General features: G+C 64.6%; 17 protein-coding genes. 9 read left to right on the forward strand and 8 right to left on the reverse strand.

The window, feature by feature from the left end; all coding sequences use genetic code 11:
• Entirely contained in the window at positions 1-927 is a 927-nt protein-coding gene (locus J2X56_RS24535; protein ID WP_310163486.1) for a LysR family transcriptional regulator, read from the reverse strand.
• A 150-nt stretch (positions 928-1,077) separates the two neighbouring features.
• On the opposite strand from J2X56_RS24535, the gene J2X56_RS24540 reads away from it, so the two are divergent.
• Both J2X56_RS24540 and J2X56_RS24545 read left to right on the forward strand, forming a co-directional pair.
• The gene (locus J2X56_RS24540; RefSeq protein WP_310163489.1) at positions 1,078-2,097 is read left to right on the forward strand and encodes an NAD(P)-dependent alcohol dehydrogenase; all 1,020 of its coding nucleotides are present in this window, start codon (positions 1,078-1,080) and stop codon (positions 2,095-2,097) included.
• A 344-nt stretch (positions 2,098-2,441) separates the two neighbouring features.
• The gene (locus tag J2X56_RS24545; protein ID WP_034332285.1) at positions 2,442-2,798 is read left to right on the forward strand and encodes a hypothetical protein; all 357 of its coding nucleotides are present in this window, start codon (positions 2,442-2,444) and stop codon (positions 2,796-2,798) included.
• Positions 2,799-2,880: 82 nt separating this feature from the next.
• On the opposite strand, the gene J2X56_RS24550 is transcribed toward J2X56_RS24545, so the two are convergent.
• On the reverse strand, positions 2,881-4,149 hold the full coding sequence (locus J2X56_RS24550) for an MFS transporter (RefSeq protein WP_204726353.1): 1,269 nt from the start codon (positions 4,147-4,149) through the stop codon (positions 2,881-2,883).
• 149 nt (positions 4,150-4,298) lie between these two features.
• Here J2X56_RS24550 and J2X56_RS24555 point away from each other — a divergent pair, with 149 nt between their 5' ends.
• Positions 4,299-5,198 carry a LysR family transcriptional regulator gene (locus J2X56_RS24555; protein WP_310163493.1) on the forward strand — a complete coding sequence of 300 codons (900 nt, stop codon included), beginning with the start codon at positions 4,299-4,301 and terminating at the stop codon, positions 5,196-5,198.
• Between the two features lie 14 nt (positions 5,199-5,212).
• Here J2X56_RS24555 and J2X56_RS24560 read toward each other — a convergent pair whose 3' ends face one another.
• Entirely contained in the window at positions 5,213-5,689 is a 477-nt protein-coding gene (locus J2X56_RS24560; protein ID WP_252697518.1) for a hypothetical protein, read from the reverse strand.
• Between the two features lie 248 nt (positions 5,690-5,937).
• Between J2X56_RS24560 and J2X56_RS24565 the strand changes: the two genes are divergently transcribed.
• From J2X56_RS24565 to J2X56_RS24580, 4 genes are read left to right on the forward strand one after another with little or no spacing between them, the layout of a single operon-like run.
• Positions 5,938-6,123: a hypothetical protein gene (locus tag J2X56_RS24565; protein ID WP_209569948.1), complete on the forward strand. Its 186-nt coding sequence runs from the start codon at positions 5,938-5,940 to the stop codon at positions 6,121-6,123.
• 47 nt (positions 6,124-6,170) lie between these two features.
• The gene (locus tag J2X56_RS24570) at positions 6,171-6,416 is read left to right on the forward strand and encodes a ferrous iron transport protein A (RefSeq protein ID WP_034332290.1); all 246 of its coding nucleotides are present in this window, start codon (positions 6,171-6,173) and stop codon (positions 6,414-6,416) included.
• Positions 6,413-8,239, forward strand: coding sequence for a ferrous iron transporter B (locus tag J2X56_RS24575; RefSeq protein ID WP_310163499.1), 1,827 nt, complete (start codon positions 6,413-6,415; stop codon positions 8,237-8,239). The genes J2X56_RS24570 and J2X56_RS24575 overlap by 4 nt, the downstream gene beginning before the upstream one ends.
• A complete protein-coding gene (locus tag J2X56_RS24580) occupies positions 8,236-8,523 on the forward strand; it encodes a DUF6587 family protein (protein ID WP_209569952.1) in 288 nt (95 codons plus the stop codon). The genes J2X56_RS24575 and J2X56_RS24580 overlap by 4 nt, the downstream gene beginning before the upstream one ends.
• Positions 8,524-8,556: 33 nt before the next feature.
• Here the strand turns inward: J2X56_RS24580 and J2X56_RS24585 are convergent, their stop codons facing one another.
• Positions 8,557-9,762, reverse strand: coding sequence for a threonine ammonia-lyase (locus tag J2X56_RS24585; protein ID WP_088757169.1), 1,206 nt, complete (start codon positions 9,760-9,762; stop codon positions 8,557-8,559).
• A 360-nt stretch (positions 9,763-10,122) separates the two neighbouring features.
• Between J2X56_RS24585 and J2X56_RS24590 the strand changes: the two genes are divergently transcribed.
• Both J2X56_RS24590 and J2X56_RS24595 read left to right on the forward strand, forming a co-directional pair.
• Positions 10,123-10,479: a hypothetical protein gene (locus tag J2X56_RS24590; RefSeq protein ID WP_121037288.1), complete on the forward strand. Its 357-nt coding sequence runs from the start codon at positions 10,123-10,125 to the stop codon at positions 10,477-10,479.
• Between the two features lie 126 nt (positions 10,480-10,605).
• Positions 10,606-11,178, forward strand: coding sequence for a methylated-DNA--[protein]-cysteine S-methyltransferase (locus J2X56_RS24595; RefSeq protein WP_034332298.1), 573 nt, complete (start codon positions 10,606-10,608; stop codon positions 11,176-11,178).
• A 54-nt stretch (positions 11,179-11,232) separates the two neighbouring features.
• On the opposite strand, the gene J2X56_RS24600 is transcribed toward J2X56_RS24595, so the two are convergent.
• Genes J2X56_RS24600 through J2X56_RS24615 form a run of 4 tightly spaced genes read right to left on the reverse strand, consistent with a single transcriptional unit; the run spans position 11,233 to position 15,014 of the window.
• Positions 11,233-12,099: an ABC transporter permease gene (locus J2X56_RS24600; protein WP_039782903.1), complete on the reverse strand. Its 867-nt coding sequence runs from the start codon at positions 12,097-12,099 to the stop codon at positions 11,233-11,235.
• A gap of 15 nt (positions 12,100-12,114) precedes the next feature.
• A complete protein-coding gene (locus J2X56_RS24605; RefSeq protein ID WP_121037285.1) occupies positions 12,115-12,987 on the reverse strand; it encodes an ABC transporter ATP-binding protein in 873 nt (290 codons plus the stop codon).
• Positions 12,968-13,945 carry an ABC transporter substrate-binding protein gene (locus J2X56_RS24610; protein ID WP_199724986.1) on the reverse strand — a complete coding sequence of 326 codons (978 nt, stop codon included), beginning with the start codon at positions 13,943-13,945 and terminating at the stop codon, positions 12,968-12,970. Before J2X56_RS24610 ends, J2X56_RS24605 begins: the two co-directional genes overlap by 20 nt.
• 40 nt (positions 13,946-13,985) lie before the next feature.
• Positions 13,986-15,014: an ABC transporter substrate-binding protein gene (locus tag J2X56_RS24615; protein ID WP_121037278.1), complete on the reverse strand. Its 1,029-nt coding sequence runs from the start codon at positions 15,012-15,014 to the stop codon at positions 13,986-13,988.
• Between the last annotated feature and the right edge of the window lie 295 nt (positions 15,015-15,309).

Raw genomic sequence — 15,309 nt, forward strand, 5'->3', positions numbered from 1 at the left:
TCAGCGCGCGGCGGCCGCGGCGATCTTGCGACGGTCGACCCGCAGCAGCGGTGGCAGTGCTGCGGCCAGCGCATCGATCACGGTGCGCACGCGCAGCGGCAGGTGGCGCGTGAGCGGCCAGGCCAGGTGCATGTCGATGGTGGCGAAGGAAGCTTCGGGCATCAGCTTCACCAGCCGGCCGGCCTTCAGGTGGTCGCGGATGAGCCAGCACGGCAGGTGGGCCAGCCCGGCCCCGGCGACGGTGGCATCGGCAATGGCTTCCAGATCGTCGAAACGCAGCCGGCTGCTGACGGTGGCGATGCGCACTTCGCCCGTTTCATCGCGGATGGGCCAGCCGCTGGTCTTGCCGTAGAGGATGCCGTGATGCCGCGCCAGATCCTTGAAGTGGCGCGGCCGGCCATGCTGCGCGAGATAGTCCGGCGAGGCATACAGCATCATGGTCTGCGCGCCCATCCTGCGGGCGACCAGGTCACTGGTGTCGGGCATGGGACCGCTGCGCAGGACCAGGTCCACCCCCTCTGCGATCAGATCCACACGGCGGTCCGTGAAGGAGGCCACGATGTCCAGCTGCGGCCAGCGCCGCGCCAGTTCGACCAGCACCGGGGCCACGCACAGTCGGCCGAACAGGACCGGTGTGCTGATGCGTACCTGGCCAGCGGGCTCGCGCTGGCCATCGCCGACCAGTGCCTGGGCGCTTTCCAGTTCTTCCAGTGCGCGCAGGCAGCGTTCATAGTAGGCGCGTCCCTCGGCGGTCAGGCTCTGGCTGCGCGTATTGCGCTGGAACAGGCGCACGCCCAGCCGTTCCTCCAGCCGCGCGATGCTCTTGCCGACCGCCGAGCGCGTCAGGTGCAGGCGTTCCGCCGCGCGAATGAAACTGCCCGCCTCCACCGCCTGAATGAAGACCGAGATGCCGCTGAAGCTGTCCATGTGTTTCCTTTGAGCGCCCGGAACTTGTCCGCAGTGCCAGGTGATTGGTGAATCTGATTCTACAAGCAAGAGAAAAAGTGCCGCCACAAGCCGGGGCGCAATTTTTCTACACTGGCGCTCTTCTTTTTCTCTCGATCATCAGGAGCCACCATGGACCACACCATGCGCCGCTGGCATCTCGGCCAGTTCGGCAAGCAACACCTGCAATTGCAGACCGTCGCCATTCCCCGGCCTGGCCCCGGCCAGATCCTGGTTCGCGTGACCGCCGTCGCCCTCAACTATCGCGACAAGATGAACATCGACAACGGCACCGGCGGCGCGCAGGTGCAGCCGCCCTTCACGCCCGCTTCCGACATGGCCGGCGAGGTGGTGGCGGTGGGAGACGGTGTGCAGCGTTTCATTGCGGGCCAGCGCGTGATCTCCACGTTCTGGGGCGGCTGGCTCGATGGTCCCTGGCCGCAGGGCACGCTGGCACTGGGCGCGCCCGGTCCCGGCATGCTGGCCGAGTACGTGCTGCTGCAGGAAGACTGGGCCGTCGCCGCGCCATTGCACTTGACGGATGCGCAGGCCAGCACCCTGCCCTGCGCCGGTCTCACGGCGTGGATGGCGCTGGTGGAGCAAGGTCATTTGCACGCCGGGCAGACGGTGGTGCTGCAAGGCACGGGCGGCGTGGCGCTGTTCGGTGTGCAACTGGCGGCGGCGCATGGCGCGCGCACCATCCTCCTCTCGGGCGATGCCGGCAAGCTGGAACGCGCACGGGCGCTGGGTGCCACGCACGGCCTGCTGCGCAGCCAGTATCCGGAGTGGCAGCACGAGGTGCGGGCCCTGACGGAAGGACGGGGTGCCGATCATGTGCTGGAACTGGTGGGCGGCGAGAACATCGGGCGCTCGCTGCAGGCCCTCAGGCAAGGCGGCCGCTTGTCGGTCATCGGCTTGCTGGGCGATGCGCAGTTGCAGACTTCGATCTTCCCGTTGCTGCTGGGTCGCCACACCATCCAGGGCATCGGTGTGGGACACCGCCGTGCGCTGGAAGACCTGGTGCGTGCCGTGGATCACCTGCGCCTGGTGCCGGTGGTGGAACAGGAATATGGATTCGCGCAGTTGCCCGAGGCACTGGCGCATCTGGAGCGTGGGCCCTTCGGCAAGGTGGTGGTGCGCGCGGACCGTTGAACGAAGCTGCCGTGATGCCCGCCGGAAAGTGAGTACAAGCCTTGCCGGGCGGGCAGTTCCCGCTTGTTACGATTGCTTGCAACGCTCACTGACGCTTGCACTTTCCTCCGAACCTTGTTGTGCGGGATGCGTTCAGAGCATCACGCATGACGCAAACCGAGCTGAGCGGCAGGTCACGAAACCGCTCATCAATTTGCGGCATCGGGGAAGCTGAGAATCAGACCTTGTCCGACATAGCGCAACAGCAAGCCTGCCTATAGTGATGGACATGGATCAACGATCCAGCGACCCGACCTTACTGAAAGCCTCGGGCTTTTTGATAAACACAACGCAAGGAGGTAAGCATGAAGACTCGTCACATCCTGATTTCGTCCCTGTTCATGGCCCTGGCCGGTAGCGCCATGGCCCAGAATGCACCGACCAACGGCAACGCCGTGGGTGCTGCACCGACTGCGCCGATGAGCGCCACCGCGACCACGCCGTCGGCTGTGCCGTCGAACGACCCGTTCGTTCAGAAGCGTCAGGCTGATGCCGACGCCAAGGCCGAGTACAAGGCGCAGAAGAAGGCTGCCAAGCAGGAGTACAAGGCCGACAAGAAGGCCGCCAAGGCCCAGTTGAAGCAGGAAAAGAAGGACTCCACTGCCCAGCGCAATGAAGCCCTGGCCACTTCGCCGGCCACCCCGACTGACAAGACTCCGTAATTTGACAGACTGAGGTCTTGAGGATTATCCCCGGCTGCGGCCGGGGATTTTTTTGTCCGGGTCTTCTTGCCTGGTGGCCTTTTCAATTGCGTCCCTGCCGCCACAGACGCCGCGCCAGCCAGGCTGCCGTCATCACCTGCAACAGCATGAAGGCGGCCACCGCATTCCAGCCCGAGTGTTCCCAGAACCAGCCACCAGCCGAACCGAGAACGCTGCCGCCCAGGTAGTAGGACAGCAGATAGAGCGAGGCCGCATGGCCGCGGCCGCTGCTGGCCATGCGTCCGACCCAGCTGCTGGCGGCCGAATGCGTGGTGAAGAAACCGATGGTCAGCAGCACGATGCCCGTGATCACCAGCGCCAGTGACGAGGTGCAGGTCAGGAACAGTCCGGCGCACGAGGTGGCGATGCCGGCCGCCACCAGCGGTGCGCGGCCATAGCGGTCGGCCAGCGAACCGGCCCAGGAAGAGGACACGATGCCGAAGATGTAGGCGCTGAAGATCAGCCCGGTCAGCGTGGCCGAGAGCGAGAACGGCGGGCTCATCAGACGGAAGCCCGCATAGTTGTACGAGGTGGCGAAGATGCCCATGTTGAGCGCCGCGATGCCGAAGGTCAGCGGCAGGCGCGCATGGCCGAGATGGCGCTTCCACAGCGCGACGTGATCGCGCAACTGCATCGTGCCGTTGCGCACGAAGTTGCGCGAGGCCGGCAGCATCAGCACGAAGGCCACCGCCAGCGCCAGATCCAGCGCGCCGATGGCCAGCATGGCATGACGCCAGCCGATGTGCTCGGACAGGGTGCTCATCGCCACCCGCCCCACCATCCCGCCAAAGGCATTGCCGCCCACGTACAGCCCCATCGCATAGCCCAGCCCGCTGGCATCGATTTCCTCCGCGAGATAGGCCATCGCCACCGCCGGTACGCCACCCAGTGCGATGCCCTCCACCGCACGCACCACCAGGATCAGCTCCCAGTTTGGTGCCACCCCGGCCAGCAGGTTGCAGCAGGCCGCGGTGGCCAGCGAGGCGAACATCAGTTCCTTGCGGCCATAGCGTTCCGACACCATGCCCGCCAGCAGAATCGACACCGCCAGAAAACCGGTCGACAGCGAGAGTGCCAGCGATGCGCTCGCGGCACCGATGCCGAATTCCTGCGCGAAGGCGGGCAGCAGCGGCTGCACGCAATACAGCAGCGAGAACGTGGCGAAACCGGAACAGAACAAGGCCAGTACGATGTTGCGATAGGCGGCTGATCCGCGCACGGCCCCGCGCGGTAGAACGGTGGCGGGTTGCTTGACCGGCTTGCCGTGGAGGGCGCTGCTGCCGGTGGTGGAGGTATCGGAGACGGACTGCATGGCGATGCGCGCGCCAGGGATGGGCCGGCGCACGGGGTGTGTTGTGGAGGGAGGCAGTCTGGAATAATTCGGCTATATTGTCCAATATATGGCACCCACGCTCGCCATCTATAAAACAGATATCAGCCACTCTTCACAGGGCGCCCGACATGGAACTCCGACACCTCCGCTATTTCCTGGCCGTGGCCGAACAGCGCAGTTTCACGCGCGCCGCCGAGAAGGTCGGCATCGGCCAACCGCCGCTGTCGATGCAGATCCAGGATCTGGAAGCCGAGATCGGCGGTGCCCTCTTCCTGCGCACCTCGCACGGCGTGGAGCTGTCCGAGGTCGGCCGCGTGTTCCTGCCGCACGCACAGAAAGCGGTGGACGATGCCGAGCAGGCCTTGCGTGCCGCGCAGCAGGCGGCCAGCGGCGAAGTGGGTTTGTTGCGCATGGGATTTACTTCGTCGGCGGTATTTCATCCGCTGGTGTCGCACGCCTTGCAGCAATTCCGCGAACGCCATCGCAAGCTGGAAATTTCCCTGAGTGAAGGCATCACCGAACAGCTGCTGGCCGATATCGCTGCCTCACAGCTGGATGCGGCCTTCGTGCGCATCGTCACCACGCCCTCGGCGGAGCTGGGCGTGGTCGAGCTGCCGGCGGAAAAACTGAAGGTGGCGCTGCCGCGTTCGCATCCGCTGGCGCGGCGCAAGTCGCTGTACTTGCAGGATCTGGCCGGGGAGAATTTCATCATGGTCCCGCGCGGCAAGGGCTCGGCACTCTATGACAACATCTTCAGCGCCTGCCAGGCGGCCGGCTTCGACCCGCAGGTGATCCAGCTGGCCCCGCAACTGACCTCGGCCATCAATCTGGTGGCCGCGGGGCTGGGCATCTCCATCGTGCCCGAGGCGATCGAACAGGTGCAACTGGCCCAGGTGCGCTATATCGACATCCGTGAGCCGGCACCGCGCGCGCAGCTGTCGCTGGCCTATCACCGGCAGTCGATTGCGGCCTCGCGCTTTGCGGCGCACTTGCAGCGTTCGCTCAAGCGCAGCGCGCCGGACAAGTGAGTTGAATAAACGTCCTAGTTGGACTTGAAGCGCCCCAGCACCGAGTTGGCCTGCCGCAGGAAGGCGCGCGGATGCGCCTCCACCAGCAGTTCCAGCGCGGGCAGCATGCGCTCCAGCGCGATGGTCAGCGCGATGTCGCTGATCTCCTCGCCCCACAGCACCTTCTGCACGAAGGCGGCCGGGCCGATCTCGGCGATCAGGCTCATGCTCATCTGGCGTTCCAGGGTGTCGGTGCGCGGCCCGAAGGTCTCGTCGAAGATGCGCAGGATGGCGTCTTCCAGGTCTACCGAGGGGGATGGATGGGCGGGGCTGGCATCGGCCTCGTCATCCTGGCTGCTGACTCCTGAGGGTGACGGGGCAATGGGTGCCGGCCTCTGGCTGTTGTCGATCAGTGCGCTGGCCTCGCCGGCCATGCGGCTCAGTTGCTGTACGTGCAGCGTCAATGCGCTGATTTCAGCCAGCAACGTGCGCAGCGGCATCGGCTGCGGCATGTCGGATCCGGCGGGCCCTGCTGGATGTGGAATCATCTTGTTGTTGTCACTCAGGCCGACAGGCCTGCTCCCGTGCAAGCTGCTTGAATCGATCGCACCGGCCCGGCCACCCCCACGCGGCCCTTCCGGCTCCCAGTCATCCGGCCTGCGCAGCCGGTCATGCATTTCCCTGTGGAAACAAAAATAAGTATAGTGCGCTGCAAAAATTTACGCATGGAAATTTCAACGGGATTCGGCGAAGAAGCGACATGATTGCCGAAATTATTGTTCAGATGATAAAAGAAAATGATGAAGTTGCGTTTCTTTCATTATCTTTAATACAACACCTTGGAGAGGATTGCGCGGCGGTCGCTGCGGCATATCGCCGCAGCCGCGCCGGACAAGGCCCGGCGGGGCGCTGCCGGTCAGCAGCCGTCAGGCGTTCATCAGGGTGAGGGAATATAATGAGAATCGTTCCTGAATCCTGATCAGAAGAAAAACCATGCGTCTTACTGAACTAGCCAAGGGGGTCGGTGCCATCGTCGACCAGGTGACTGACCTTCAACCCGCCGATGCCGTGGCCGCGCGCCTGCGCGACCTCGGTTTCGTGCGCGGTGAACCGGTGCGGGTGGTGGCCAGCGCACCCTTTGGCGGCGATCCCATCGTGGTCCAGATCGGCTCGACGCGATTTGCCCTGCGCCGTGCCGAAGCCGAGCGCGTGACGCTGGCTGCGGGAGCGGCGGCATGAGCAGCGCCGCCCTCAACATCGCCCTGGTGGGCAATCCGAATTGCGGCAAGACCGCCCTCTTCAACCAGCTGACTGGCGCGCGCCAGAAGGTCGCCAACTACGCGGGGGTGACCGTGGAGCGCAAGTCGGGTGCCTTCACCGCCCCTTCCGGACGCCATGTACGTGTGATGGACCTGCCGGGCGCTTACAGCCTGCAATCCGTGAGCCCTGATGAACGCGTGACGCAGGCGGTGCTGGCCGGCCGCTATCCCGGCGAGACGGTGCCGGACCTGATCGTCTGCGTGGCCGATGCCACCAACCTGCGCCTGCACCTGCGCTTCGTGCTGGAAGTACGCCGCCTGGGCCGGCCCATGGTGCTGGCGCTGAACATGATGGATGCAGCCGCCCGGCGCGGTATCCGCATCGACGTGGCGGCGCTGTCGCAGCGGCTGGGCATGCCGGTGATCGAGACCATCGCGGTCAGGCGCGGCGGCACGCGCGCGCTGGTGGCGGCCATCGATACGCAGGCCCCCGTGCCCTCCCCGGCCGCGCAGGCACCGGAGGACCTGCACGTGGAAGTGCGCGCGCTGCTGGCCGATACCGTGGTGATGCCGGCCCCGACCGACCGCCGCGATGATGCGATCGACCGCGTGGCGCTGCATCCGGTCTTCGGGGTGCTGTTGCTGGCGCTGACCATGTTCCTGGTGTTCCAGGCGGTGTATGCCATCGGCAAGCCCATGACGGACGCCATTGCCGATGGTTTCGGCACGCTCGGCGGCGTGGTCGGCGAGTGGCTGCCGGAGGGGCCCTTGCGCGGGCTGGTCACCGATGGCCTGCTGGCCGGGCTGGGCACGGTGCTGGGTTTCCTGCCGCAGATCCTGGTGCTGTTTTTCTTCATCCTGCTGCTGGAGGAGTCCGGGTACCTGCCGCGCGCGGCCTTCGTGCTGGACAAGCTGATGGTCTCGGTGGGCTTGTCGGGACGTTCCTTCATTCCCCTGCTTTCCAGCTTCGCCTGTGCCATTCCCGGCATCATGGGCACGCGCAGCATCACCGATCCGCGTGACCGGCTGGCGACCATTCTGGTCGCGCCGCTGATGACCTGTTCGGCGCGCCTGCCGGTGTATGCCTTGCTGATCGGTGCCTTCATTCCGCATCGTCCGGTGCTGGGGATCTTCAACCTGCAGGGGCTGGCGCTGTTCTGTCTCTATGTGGCGGGGATTGCCGCCGCCATGTTGGTGGCCTGGGTGGCCAAGCGCATCGGCAATGCGCGCCAGGAGCGCGCGCTGTTGATGGAGCTGCCCTCCTATCGCCTGCCGAATTGGCGCGACATTGCGCTGGGCCTGTGGGAACGCGGTGCCATCTTCCTCAAGCGCCTGACCGGCGTGATGCTGGCGCTGACGGTACTGATGTGGGCCATCTGCACTTTCCCCTCGGCACCGGAGGGCGCGACCCGCGCCGCCATCGATTATTCCATCGCCGGTTATATCGGCCACAGCCTGCAAATGCTGTTCGCTCCGCTGGGCTTCAACTGGCAGATCAGCCTGTCGCTGATCCCCGCCTTCGCCGCGCGGGAGACCGCCGTGGCCACGCTGGCCACCGTCTATGCGGTGGGCGGTGAAGAAGGCGCGGCGCTGCAAAGCGCGCTGGCTGCGCATATCTCGCTGGCCAGTGCGCTGTCGCTGATGGTGTGGTTCGCCTTTGCGCCGCAGTGCATGTCCACGCTGGCCATCATCCGCCGCGAGACCCAGTCCTGGCGCATGGTGGCGCTGTCCTTCGGCTACATGTTCGTACTGGCCTATGCCGCGTCCTTCCTGACCTACAACATCGCGAGGTGGCTGGCATGAATCACACGCTGTGGTGGCAATACGCGGTCATTGCCGCGCTGGTGACGGCCAGTGCGCTCTACATGCTGCGCAAGCTGGCACCCTCGGCAAGCTGGCGCTGGCAGGCGCGGCTGGCGAGCTGGTTGATACGTCGTCGTGCGGGGATGTGGCAGGCCCTTGGCCGGCGCTGGCTGCCGCCCGCCAAGAGCGGTGGCTGTAGTGGCGGTGCGTGTGATGGCTGTGGCGATAGCGGTGAGGCCCTGCCGCCGCTGGAACAGAAGATCCGGTTCCATCGCCGCCGCTGAATCCGGGATCCGGCGCGGCGGCGAGGCTGGCGGTCAGTGCAGCTCTTCGGCCTCGAAGCCGGCCGCGCGCAAGGCTTGCAGCACCTGGGCCAGATGCGGACGGCCACGGGTTTGCAGCACCAGTTCGATATCCACGTTTTGCGCGGCCAGGAGCGTAAAGGCGCGTTGATGGTGGACTTCGTCGATGTTGGCACCGGCCTCGGCGACGATGCCGGTGATGCGCGCCAGCGTGCCGGGCACGTCGCGTGAACTGACCTTGACTCGGGCCAGCCGTCCGGCGCGCACCATGCCGCGTTCGATGATGGCCGTCAGCAACAGCGGATCGATGTTGCCGCCCGACAGCACCAGTCCCACGCGCTTGCCGCGGAAGCGGTCCGGATAGCGCACCAGCGCGGCCAGTCCGGCGGCACCCGCCCCTTCCACCAGGGTCTTTTCGATTTCCAGCAGCATCAGCACGGCCTGTTCGATATCGCCTTCATCGACCAGCAGCAGCTCGTCGGCTTCGCGCGCGATGATGGCGCGGGTCAGCGTGCCGGGCGTGCCGACCGCGATGCCTTCGGCGATGGTGCTGGCACCGACCGGGTGTTCCGTACCCTTGACGGCATTGACCATGGTCGGGAAGCGGCGTGTCTGCACGCCCACGATCTCGATCTCCGGCTTGATGGCACGCGCGGCCACGGCCATGCCGGCCAGCAGGCCGCCACCGCCGATGGAAACCACCAGGCAATCCAGGTCCGGCACCGCCTTCATCATCTCCAGCGCAACCGTACCCTGGCCGGCGATGATGGCTTCGTCGTCATAGGGGTGGACGAAGGTCAGGCCCTCTTTCTCGGCCAGTTCGTAGGCGTGGGTGCGGGCCGCTTCCAGGGTGTCGCCATGCAGCACGACATTGGCACCGAAGCCGCGTGTACGTTCGATCTTCACGCCGGGCGTGAAGCGCGGCATCACGATGGTGGCTGGCAAGCCCAGCCGCTGTGCGTGATAGGCCACGCCCTGCGCATGGTTGCCCGCCGACATGGCCACCACGCCGCGCGCACCGCCTTCGCTGGCGGCGACGTCGACCATCTTGTTGCAGGCGCCGCGTTCCTTGAAGGAGGCGGTGAATTGCAGGTTTTCGAATTTCAGGAAGACCTGGGCGCCGACGATCTGGGACAGCGTGCGCGATTCCACACAGGGTGTCTCCAGGATCTGGCCTTGCAGCCGCTGGGCGGCGGCTTCGATGTCGTTGAGCGTTGTCATGCTGAGATTGTAGAGCCAATGGGGTGATTTGTAGCAGTTCGGGCATGCAGCCCCTCAGGATGCCGCGAAAGCAAAGTCATGGGCCGTTCTGCTTGCAAATTCGAAAATCCGTCGCGTAATTTTTTGCCTGGCCGATGATAACCATTACCTGAGCAATTGCAGTCCAGACAACACAAAATTTCTTTGCGAGTGGCCATTGAAGTCCGTCGCTGCGCCGACTAGAGTAAAGACTCGTCGCGCCGCCAGCTGCTTCCACCAGGAGACAACAGCCAGCGCGGATGCGGCACCCGGAAGTGGCGCGCGCCCTTCCTTCTCACGCAGATCCGAACAGTCTCAGCAGTTCTCACCCAGGAGATACCCATGAGCATGGCCACCCGGCAACCGGATGTCCGATCGTCCCCGCCCCTGCCCTTCAGTCCCCTCGTTCCCCCGCGCGAACGCGCGCGCTACCACCAGCGCACCACACCCCTGCTGTTGAAACTGGTGGAACTGGATCCGCGCGAAGTCGTGGACGGCATCATGACCCCCAACGGCTTCCTGGCCGCCGAGGTCACGCCGGTGGGCCCGATGCGCGAGGCTTGCCCGCATTGCGAAGGCGTGGCGCTGCAGCTGGTGCTGCGGCATCACCATGTCAAGCGCAGCCATCTGTTTTGCCGCGTATGCACGCGGGTATATGACGCGTTGAACGAGAGCGGGCAGTCGGTGTTGACGGTGTGAAGCGAAGCAACCTCATGCGCAGGGCGCTGCTGGAAGGCAGCGCCCTGTTTTCATTGGGAGAATGCCTCCCCATCTCGCTGCCGACACAGTAGAATCAGCCCCCTCAACGCAACAAACGAGATGCCAATGGAATACGCGTACAAGCTGATGGCCTCCCCGGCCGGTTTGCTCAAGCTGGTGGCCAAGGGGGATCACCTGGCGGCCATCCTGTGGGAGGACGATGATGCCCTGCGCGTGCGCCTGGGTGAGATGGTGGAAGATGAAGACCGTCCGGTCCTGATCGAAACCGAACATCAGCTGCGCGAATATTTTGCCGGCGAACGCGAGAGCTTCGATATCCCGCTGCATTTTGAAGGCACCGAATTCCAGCGCCAGGTATGGTCGGCCCTGCTCGACATCCCTTATGGACAGACCCGCACCTATCTCGATATCGCGCGCCAGCTCGGCAACGACAAGGCGGTGCGCGCCGTGGGTGCTGCCAATGGCCGCAATCCCATTTCCATCATCGCGCCCTGCCATCGCGTCATCGGTACCGGCGGCGAACTGACCGGCTTTGCCGGCGGACTGCACGTCAAGAAACTGCTGCTGGCCATCGAGGGCATTTCCACCGAAGGCCGCGATATCGGCCAGGTCATCGACCCGCGCCGCAAGGCGCAATCGCGGCGGCGCGAGGATCCCAACCAGCTGTCGCTGCTGTAAGTCCGAAAACGCAACTAACTCCTGAGCAACAGCCAGCCTGGCCGTGCAGCGCGCTCAGCGCTGCATGCCCCACTTCTTTACGGTCACGCGTTCCAGCGTATTGAAGACCAGGTTCTCTACCAGCAGGCCAATCAGGATCACCATGGCCAGCCCGGCGAAGACCTTGTCGGTATAGAGTTCGTTGCGATTCTGGAAGATGTACCAGCCCAGTCCGCCTTTGCCGCTGGTGGCACCGAACACCAGTTCTGCAGCAATCAGCGTGCGCCATGCGAACGCCCAGCCGATGCGCAATCCCGCCAGGATGGAGGGCAGGGCGGCCGGCACCAGTACCTGCAGCACGAAGCCCAGGCCGCGCAGGCCGTAGTTGCGGCCGGCCATGCGCAGGGTGTCCGAGACGCCCAGGAAGCCCGCATAGGTATTGACCGCCAGCGCCCACAGCACCGAATGCACCAGCACGAAGATCAGGCTGCCTTCGCCCAGCCCGAACCACAGCAGGGCGATGGGCAGCAGCGCAATGGCCGGCAGCGGGTTGAACATCGAGGTGAGCGTACCCAGCAGGTCGCGCCCGAATTGCGTCGACACCGCCAGCGTGGTCAGCACGAAGGCCGCCACGATGCCCAGCAGATAGGCCTTCAGCAGCACCTGCAGCGACAGCCAGGTCTTGCCGAACAGCTCGCCCGTCTTGAGGCCATCGATGAAGGCCTGGGCGGTCTGCAGGAAAGTCGGCAGCAGCAGGTCATTGTTCTGCCAGCGCGCGACGCCTTCCCATATCAACGCCAGCAGCAGCAGGATGGCCCCCTTGCGCACCCAGCCCTGTTGCCAGATGCGCTGCGGCAGCGAGAACTGGCGCTGCAGCACCAGGCCGGGCAGGGGAGTCAGCGGCAGTTCGTATTCGTCGCGGATCGGGGGAGTCTGGGGCATGGCGTATTTCGGTCTTTAGTAAGAAAAACGGACATCGCTGAAATTGATGACCGGTGCCGCTGTGCTGGCCGCGCTGTTCTCGCCGCCTTCATCGAAGAGCAGGCGGTGAATGCGCTGTGCGGTCTGCTGGAAGCCCACGCCGCCGAGGCTGGACAAGTCGTATTGATGGCTGTTGATCTCGGCGCGCACGCGGCCCGGATGGGGCGAGAGCAGCAGGATGCGGTTGCCCACCACCAGTGCTTCTTCGATGGAGTGCGTCACGAACAGCAGGGTGAAGCGCACCTCATCCCACAGCGCCAGCAATTCTTCCTGCATCTTGCGGCGGGTCAGCGCATCGAGGGCGGCGAAGGGCTCATCCATCAGCAGCATCTTGGGTTGCATCGCCAGCGCGCGGGCAATCGCCACGCGTGCCTTCATGCCGCCCGAGAGCGTGTGCGGATAGGCATCGGCAAAGCGCGCCAGGCCCACCTTCTCCAGGTAATGGCGCGCGCGCTCGGCGGCTTCGCGCTTGCCCAGCGTGCGTGAGGCCAGCAGCGGAAACATCACGTTCTGCAGCACCGTCTTCCACGGCGGCAACTGGTCGAATTCCTGGAACACCACGATGCGGTCCGGCCCCGGCTGATGCACCACCTGGCCGTCGAGACGGATCTCGCCGCCAGCCGGTGGCAGGAAGCCCGCGACCGACTTGAGCAGGCTGGACTTGCCACATCCCGACGGGCCCAGCAGCACGAAGCGATCCGCCGGATGCACGTCGAAACTGACTTCATGCGTGGCCTGCACCACGGCCGTGGCGGTACGGTATTGCAGGCTCACGCGGTCCACCTGCAGCAGCGGCTGCAGGCTGGCTGCGGCGCTCACGCTGGCGGTTTCAGCTGCCGGGTTGTGCATACGCTTCCTCGAAGAAGTAATCCTTCCAGCTGCTGGCGCGATTCTTCAGCACGCCCAGCGCATGCAGCTGCTCGGCATAGACGAAGGTGCGCTCGGGCGAGACGGTGAAGTTGATTTCCGGGTCTTCCACGATCTTGCGCACGAACTCCGGCGAGAGCTTGGACTTCTGCACGCGGATGAAGGTATCGGCCGCCTTGGCCTTGTTGTTGCGCACGAACTCGGCCGCTTCCACCAGCGCCTTGTAGAAGGCGCGGTAGGTCTTGGGATTCTCGTCGTGGAATTTCTGCGTCGTGTAGAGCACGTTGAAGGTCGCCGGGCCGCCCATGATGTCGTAGGAGCTGATGACCTTGTGCACGTTCTTGTTTTCCAGCGCCTGGTACTGGAAGGGCGGGCTGGAGAAGTGCGCATTGATTTCCGAGCCGCCCGCGATCAGGGCCGCCGTGGCATCCGGATGCGAGAGGCTCACGCTGATGCTGTCGAAGCGCTTGAAATCTTCCTTGCCGAATACCTTGGCAGTTTCGATCTGCAGCGTGCGCGACTGGAAGCCGACGCCTGCGGCCGGGACGGCGATGCGGTCCTTGTCGCTGAAGTCCTTGATGGTCCTGACCTTGGGATTGTTGCTCAGCAGGTAGTTGGGCATGGAGCCCAGCGAGGCGATTGCCTTGACGTTCTGGCGTCCGCGCGTGCGGTCCCACAGCACCAGGGCCGGCGGCGCACCGGCCGAGACCACGTCCAGCGCCCCGGCCAGCAGGGCTTCGTTCATGCCGGTGGCGCCCGACAGGCTGGTCCACTCGACCTTGATGTCCACGCCTTCCTGCTTGCCGTATTTTTCGATCAGCTTCTGGTCCTGCACCACGTCGAGTATCAGGTAGCCGATGCCGAATTGCTGGGCGATGCGGATCGTGCCTTCGGCGTGGACAGAGGCTGCGCTGCCCAGCGCGATGACGCCGGCCAGCATGGCTGCAAATGATTTATATGATTTCAGCGAAAAAGCCATTTCAGCTGCCCCCTTGCACGTGCGCATCATCAAAGAAGTAATCCTTCACCGAGGCCGGCTTGTTCTTGATGGCCCCCACGCGATGCATGAACTCGGCCAGGCCATAGGTATTCTGCGGGGCGATCTTGAACTGCACTTCCGGGTTCTTGATGATCTGCAGCAGCAGCTTGCGGTCGGTGTTGCCCTTGTTGACCTTCAGGTAGATGTCGGCCGCCTTCTCGGGATTGGCGCTGATGAATTTGGCCGCTTCATCCAGGGCACCGAGGAAGGCACCGTAGGTCTTGGGATTGTCCTTGCGGAATTTCTCGGTGGCGTACAGCACGGTGGCCGAGGAGGGGCCGCCCAGCACGTCATAGGACTTCAGCACGATGTGCGCGTTGGGGTTGCCGGCCAGTTCCTGTTCCTGGAATGGCGGATTGCCGAAGTGGCCCGTGATCTCGGTACCGCCGCTGATGATGGCCGCAGTCGCATCCGGGTGCGGCACGGCGATGCTGATCTTGTCCAGCTTGTTGTACTGGGCGTCGCCCCACAGCTTGGCCGAGGCCAGCTGCAGCACGCGCGACTGCACCGACACGCCTACCGCAGGCACGGCGATGCGGTCCTTGTCGCCGAAATCGGCGATGGTCTTGACCTTGGGATTGTTGCTCACCAGGTAGTAGGGGAAGTTGCCCAGCGAGGCGACGCCGCGCACGTTCTGCTTGCCATAGGTGCGATCCCAGATGGTCAGCAGCGGGCCCACGCCGGCGCCGGCGATATCGACCGAACCCGACAGCAGCGCGTCATTGACGGCCGAACCGCCGGAGAGCTTCAGCCACTCCACCTTGATGTCGACCCCGGCGGTCTTGCCGTGTTTTTCGATCAGTTGCTGGTCCTGGGCCACGTTCAACAGCAGGTAGACGATGCCGAACTGCTCGGCAATGCGCAGCTGGCCTTCGGCGCGCGCCATCAGCGGCGCGCCCAGCAGCGACAGCGCCAGGGTGGTGGTAAAGAGACGCCGCAGGCGCCCTTTGGAAGAGAGTCGAGTAGTCATGGTGTCCTGTGCGGTGGAGGTCGGCCGGCTTCGGTGGAGAATCCGGCAGTGGATGTGCGGCTTCGGCTTAGAACCGTCATGGTGGTAAAACGCGGTTCTTTATTCGTTCGGAGTATATAAAGGGCAAGGGAGAAAGAAAAACTCGATTACCGCATATCGATATGCGGCCGCTGTATAGGCCGCAAACCCTTGTCCCACGCCGGTTCCAGGCGATATGAAGGTTTTTGCGGCAGTGCAATTCCGGAACCGCGTCCGTGCGCGGCTGTCAAGTTCCGCAAGCCAGGCGAGAGGCGCG

Origin of the sequence: Herbaspirillum sp. 1173, from assembly GCF_031455335.1 — a bacterium.
Lineage (GTDB): Bacteria > Pseudomonadota > Gammaproteobacteria > Burkholderiales > Burkholderiaceae_D > Herbaspirillum > Herbaspirillum huttiense.

What these genes read in the sequence shown, in the direction of transcription:
- J2X56_RS24600 (WP_039782903.1), bottom strand. Translation starts at nt 12,099, where the DNA reads ATGCCCCAGACTCCCCCGATCCGCGACGAATACGAACTGCCGCTGACT.
- J2X56_RS24540 (WP_310163489.1), top strand. Translation starts at nt 1,078, where the DNA reads ATGGACCACACCATGCGCCGCTGGCATCTCGGCCAGTTCGGCAAGCAA.
- J2X56_RS24575 (WP_310163499.1), top strand. Translation starts at nt 6,413, where the DNA reads ATGAGCAGCGCCGCCCTCAACATCGCCCTGGTGGGCAATCCGAATTGC.
- J2X56_RS24585 (WP_088757169.1), bottom strand. Translation starts at nt 9,762, where the DNA reads ATGACAACGCTCAACGACATCGAAGCCGCCGCCCAGCGGCTGCAAGGC.
- J2X56_RS24545 (WP_034332285.1), top strand. Translation starts at nt 2,442, where the DNA reads ATGAAGACTCGTCACATCCTGATTTCGTCCCTGTTCATGGCCCTGGCC.
- J2X56_RS24555 (WP_310163493.1), top strand. Translation starts at nt 4,299, where the DNA reads ATGGAACTCCGACACCTCCGCTATTTCCTGGCCGTGGCCGAACAGCGC.
- J2X56_RS24605 (WP_121037285.1), bottom strand. Translation starts at nt 12,987, where the DNA reads ATGCACAACCCGGCAGCTGAAACCGCCAGCGTGAGCGCCGCAGCCAGC.
- J2X56_RS24565 (WP_209569948.1), top strand. Translation starts at nt 5,938, where the DNA reads ATGATTGCCGAAATTATTGTTCAGATGATAAAAGAAAATGATGAAGTT.
- J2X56_RS24570 (WP_034332290.1), top strand. Translation starts at nt 6,171, where the DNA reads ATGCGTCTTACTGAACTAGCCAAGGGGGTCGGTGCCATCGTCGACCAG.
- J2X56_RS24590 (WP_121037288.1), top strand. Translation starts at nt 10,123, where the DNA reads ATGAGCATGGCCACCCGGCAACCGGATGTCCGATCGTCCCCGCCCCTG.
- J2X56_RS24615 (WP_121037278.1), bottom strand. Translation starts at nt 15,014, where the DNA reads ATGACTACTCGACTCTCTTCCAAAGGGCGCCTGCGGCGTCTCTTTACC.
- J2X56_RS24595 (WP_034332298.1), top strand. Translation starts at nt 10,606, where the DNA reads ATGGAATACGCGTACAAGCTGATGGCCTCCCCGGCCGGTTTGCTCAAG.
- J2X56_RS24550 (WP_204726353.1), bottom strand. Translation starts at nt 4,149, where the DNA reads ATGCAGTCCGTCTCCGATACCTCCACCACCGGCAGCAGCGCCCTCCAC.
- J2X56_RS24580 (WP_209569952.1), top strand. Translation starts at nt 8,236, where the DNA reads ATGAATCACACGCTGTGGTGGCAATACGCGGTCATTGCCGCGCTGGTG.
- J2X56_RS24535 (WP_310163486.1), bottom strand. Translation starts at nt 927, where the DNA reads ATGGACAGCTTCAGCGGCATCTCGGTCTTCATTCAGGCGGTGGAGGCG.
- J2X56_RS24610 (WP_199724986.1), bottom strand. Translation starts at nt 13,945, where the DNA reads ATGCTGGCCGGCGTCATCGCGCTGGGCAGCGCAGCCTCTGTCCACGCC.
- J2X56_RS24560 (WP_252697518.1), bottom strand. Translation starts at nt 5,689, where the DNA reads ATGCCGCAGCCGATGCCGCTGCGCACGTTGCTGGCTGAAATCAGCGCA.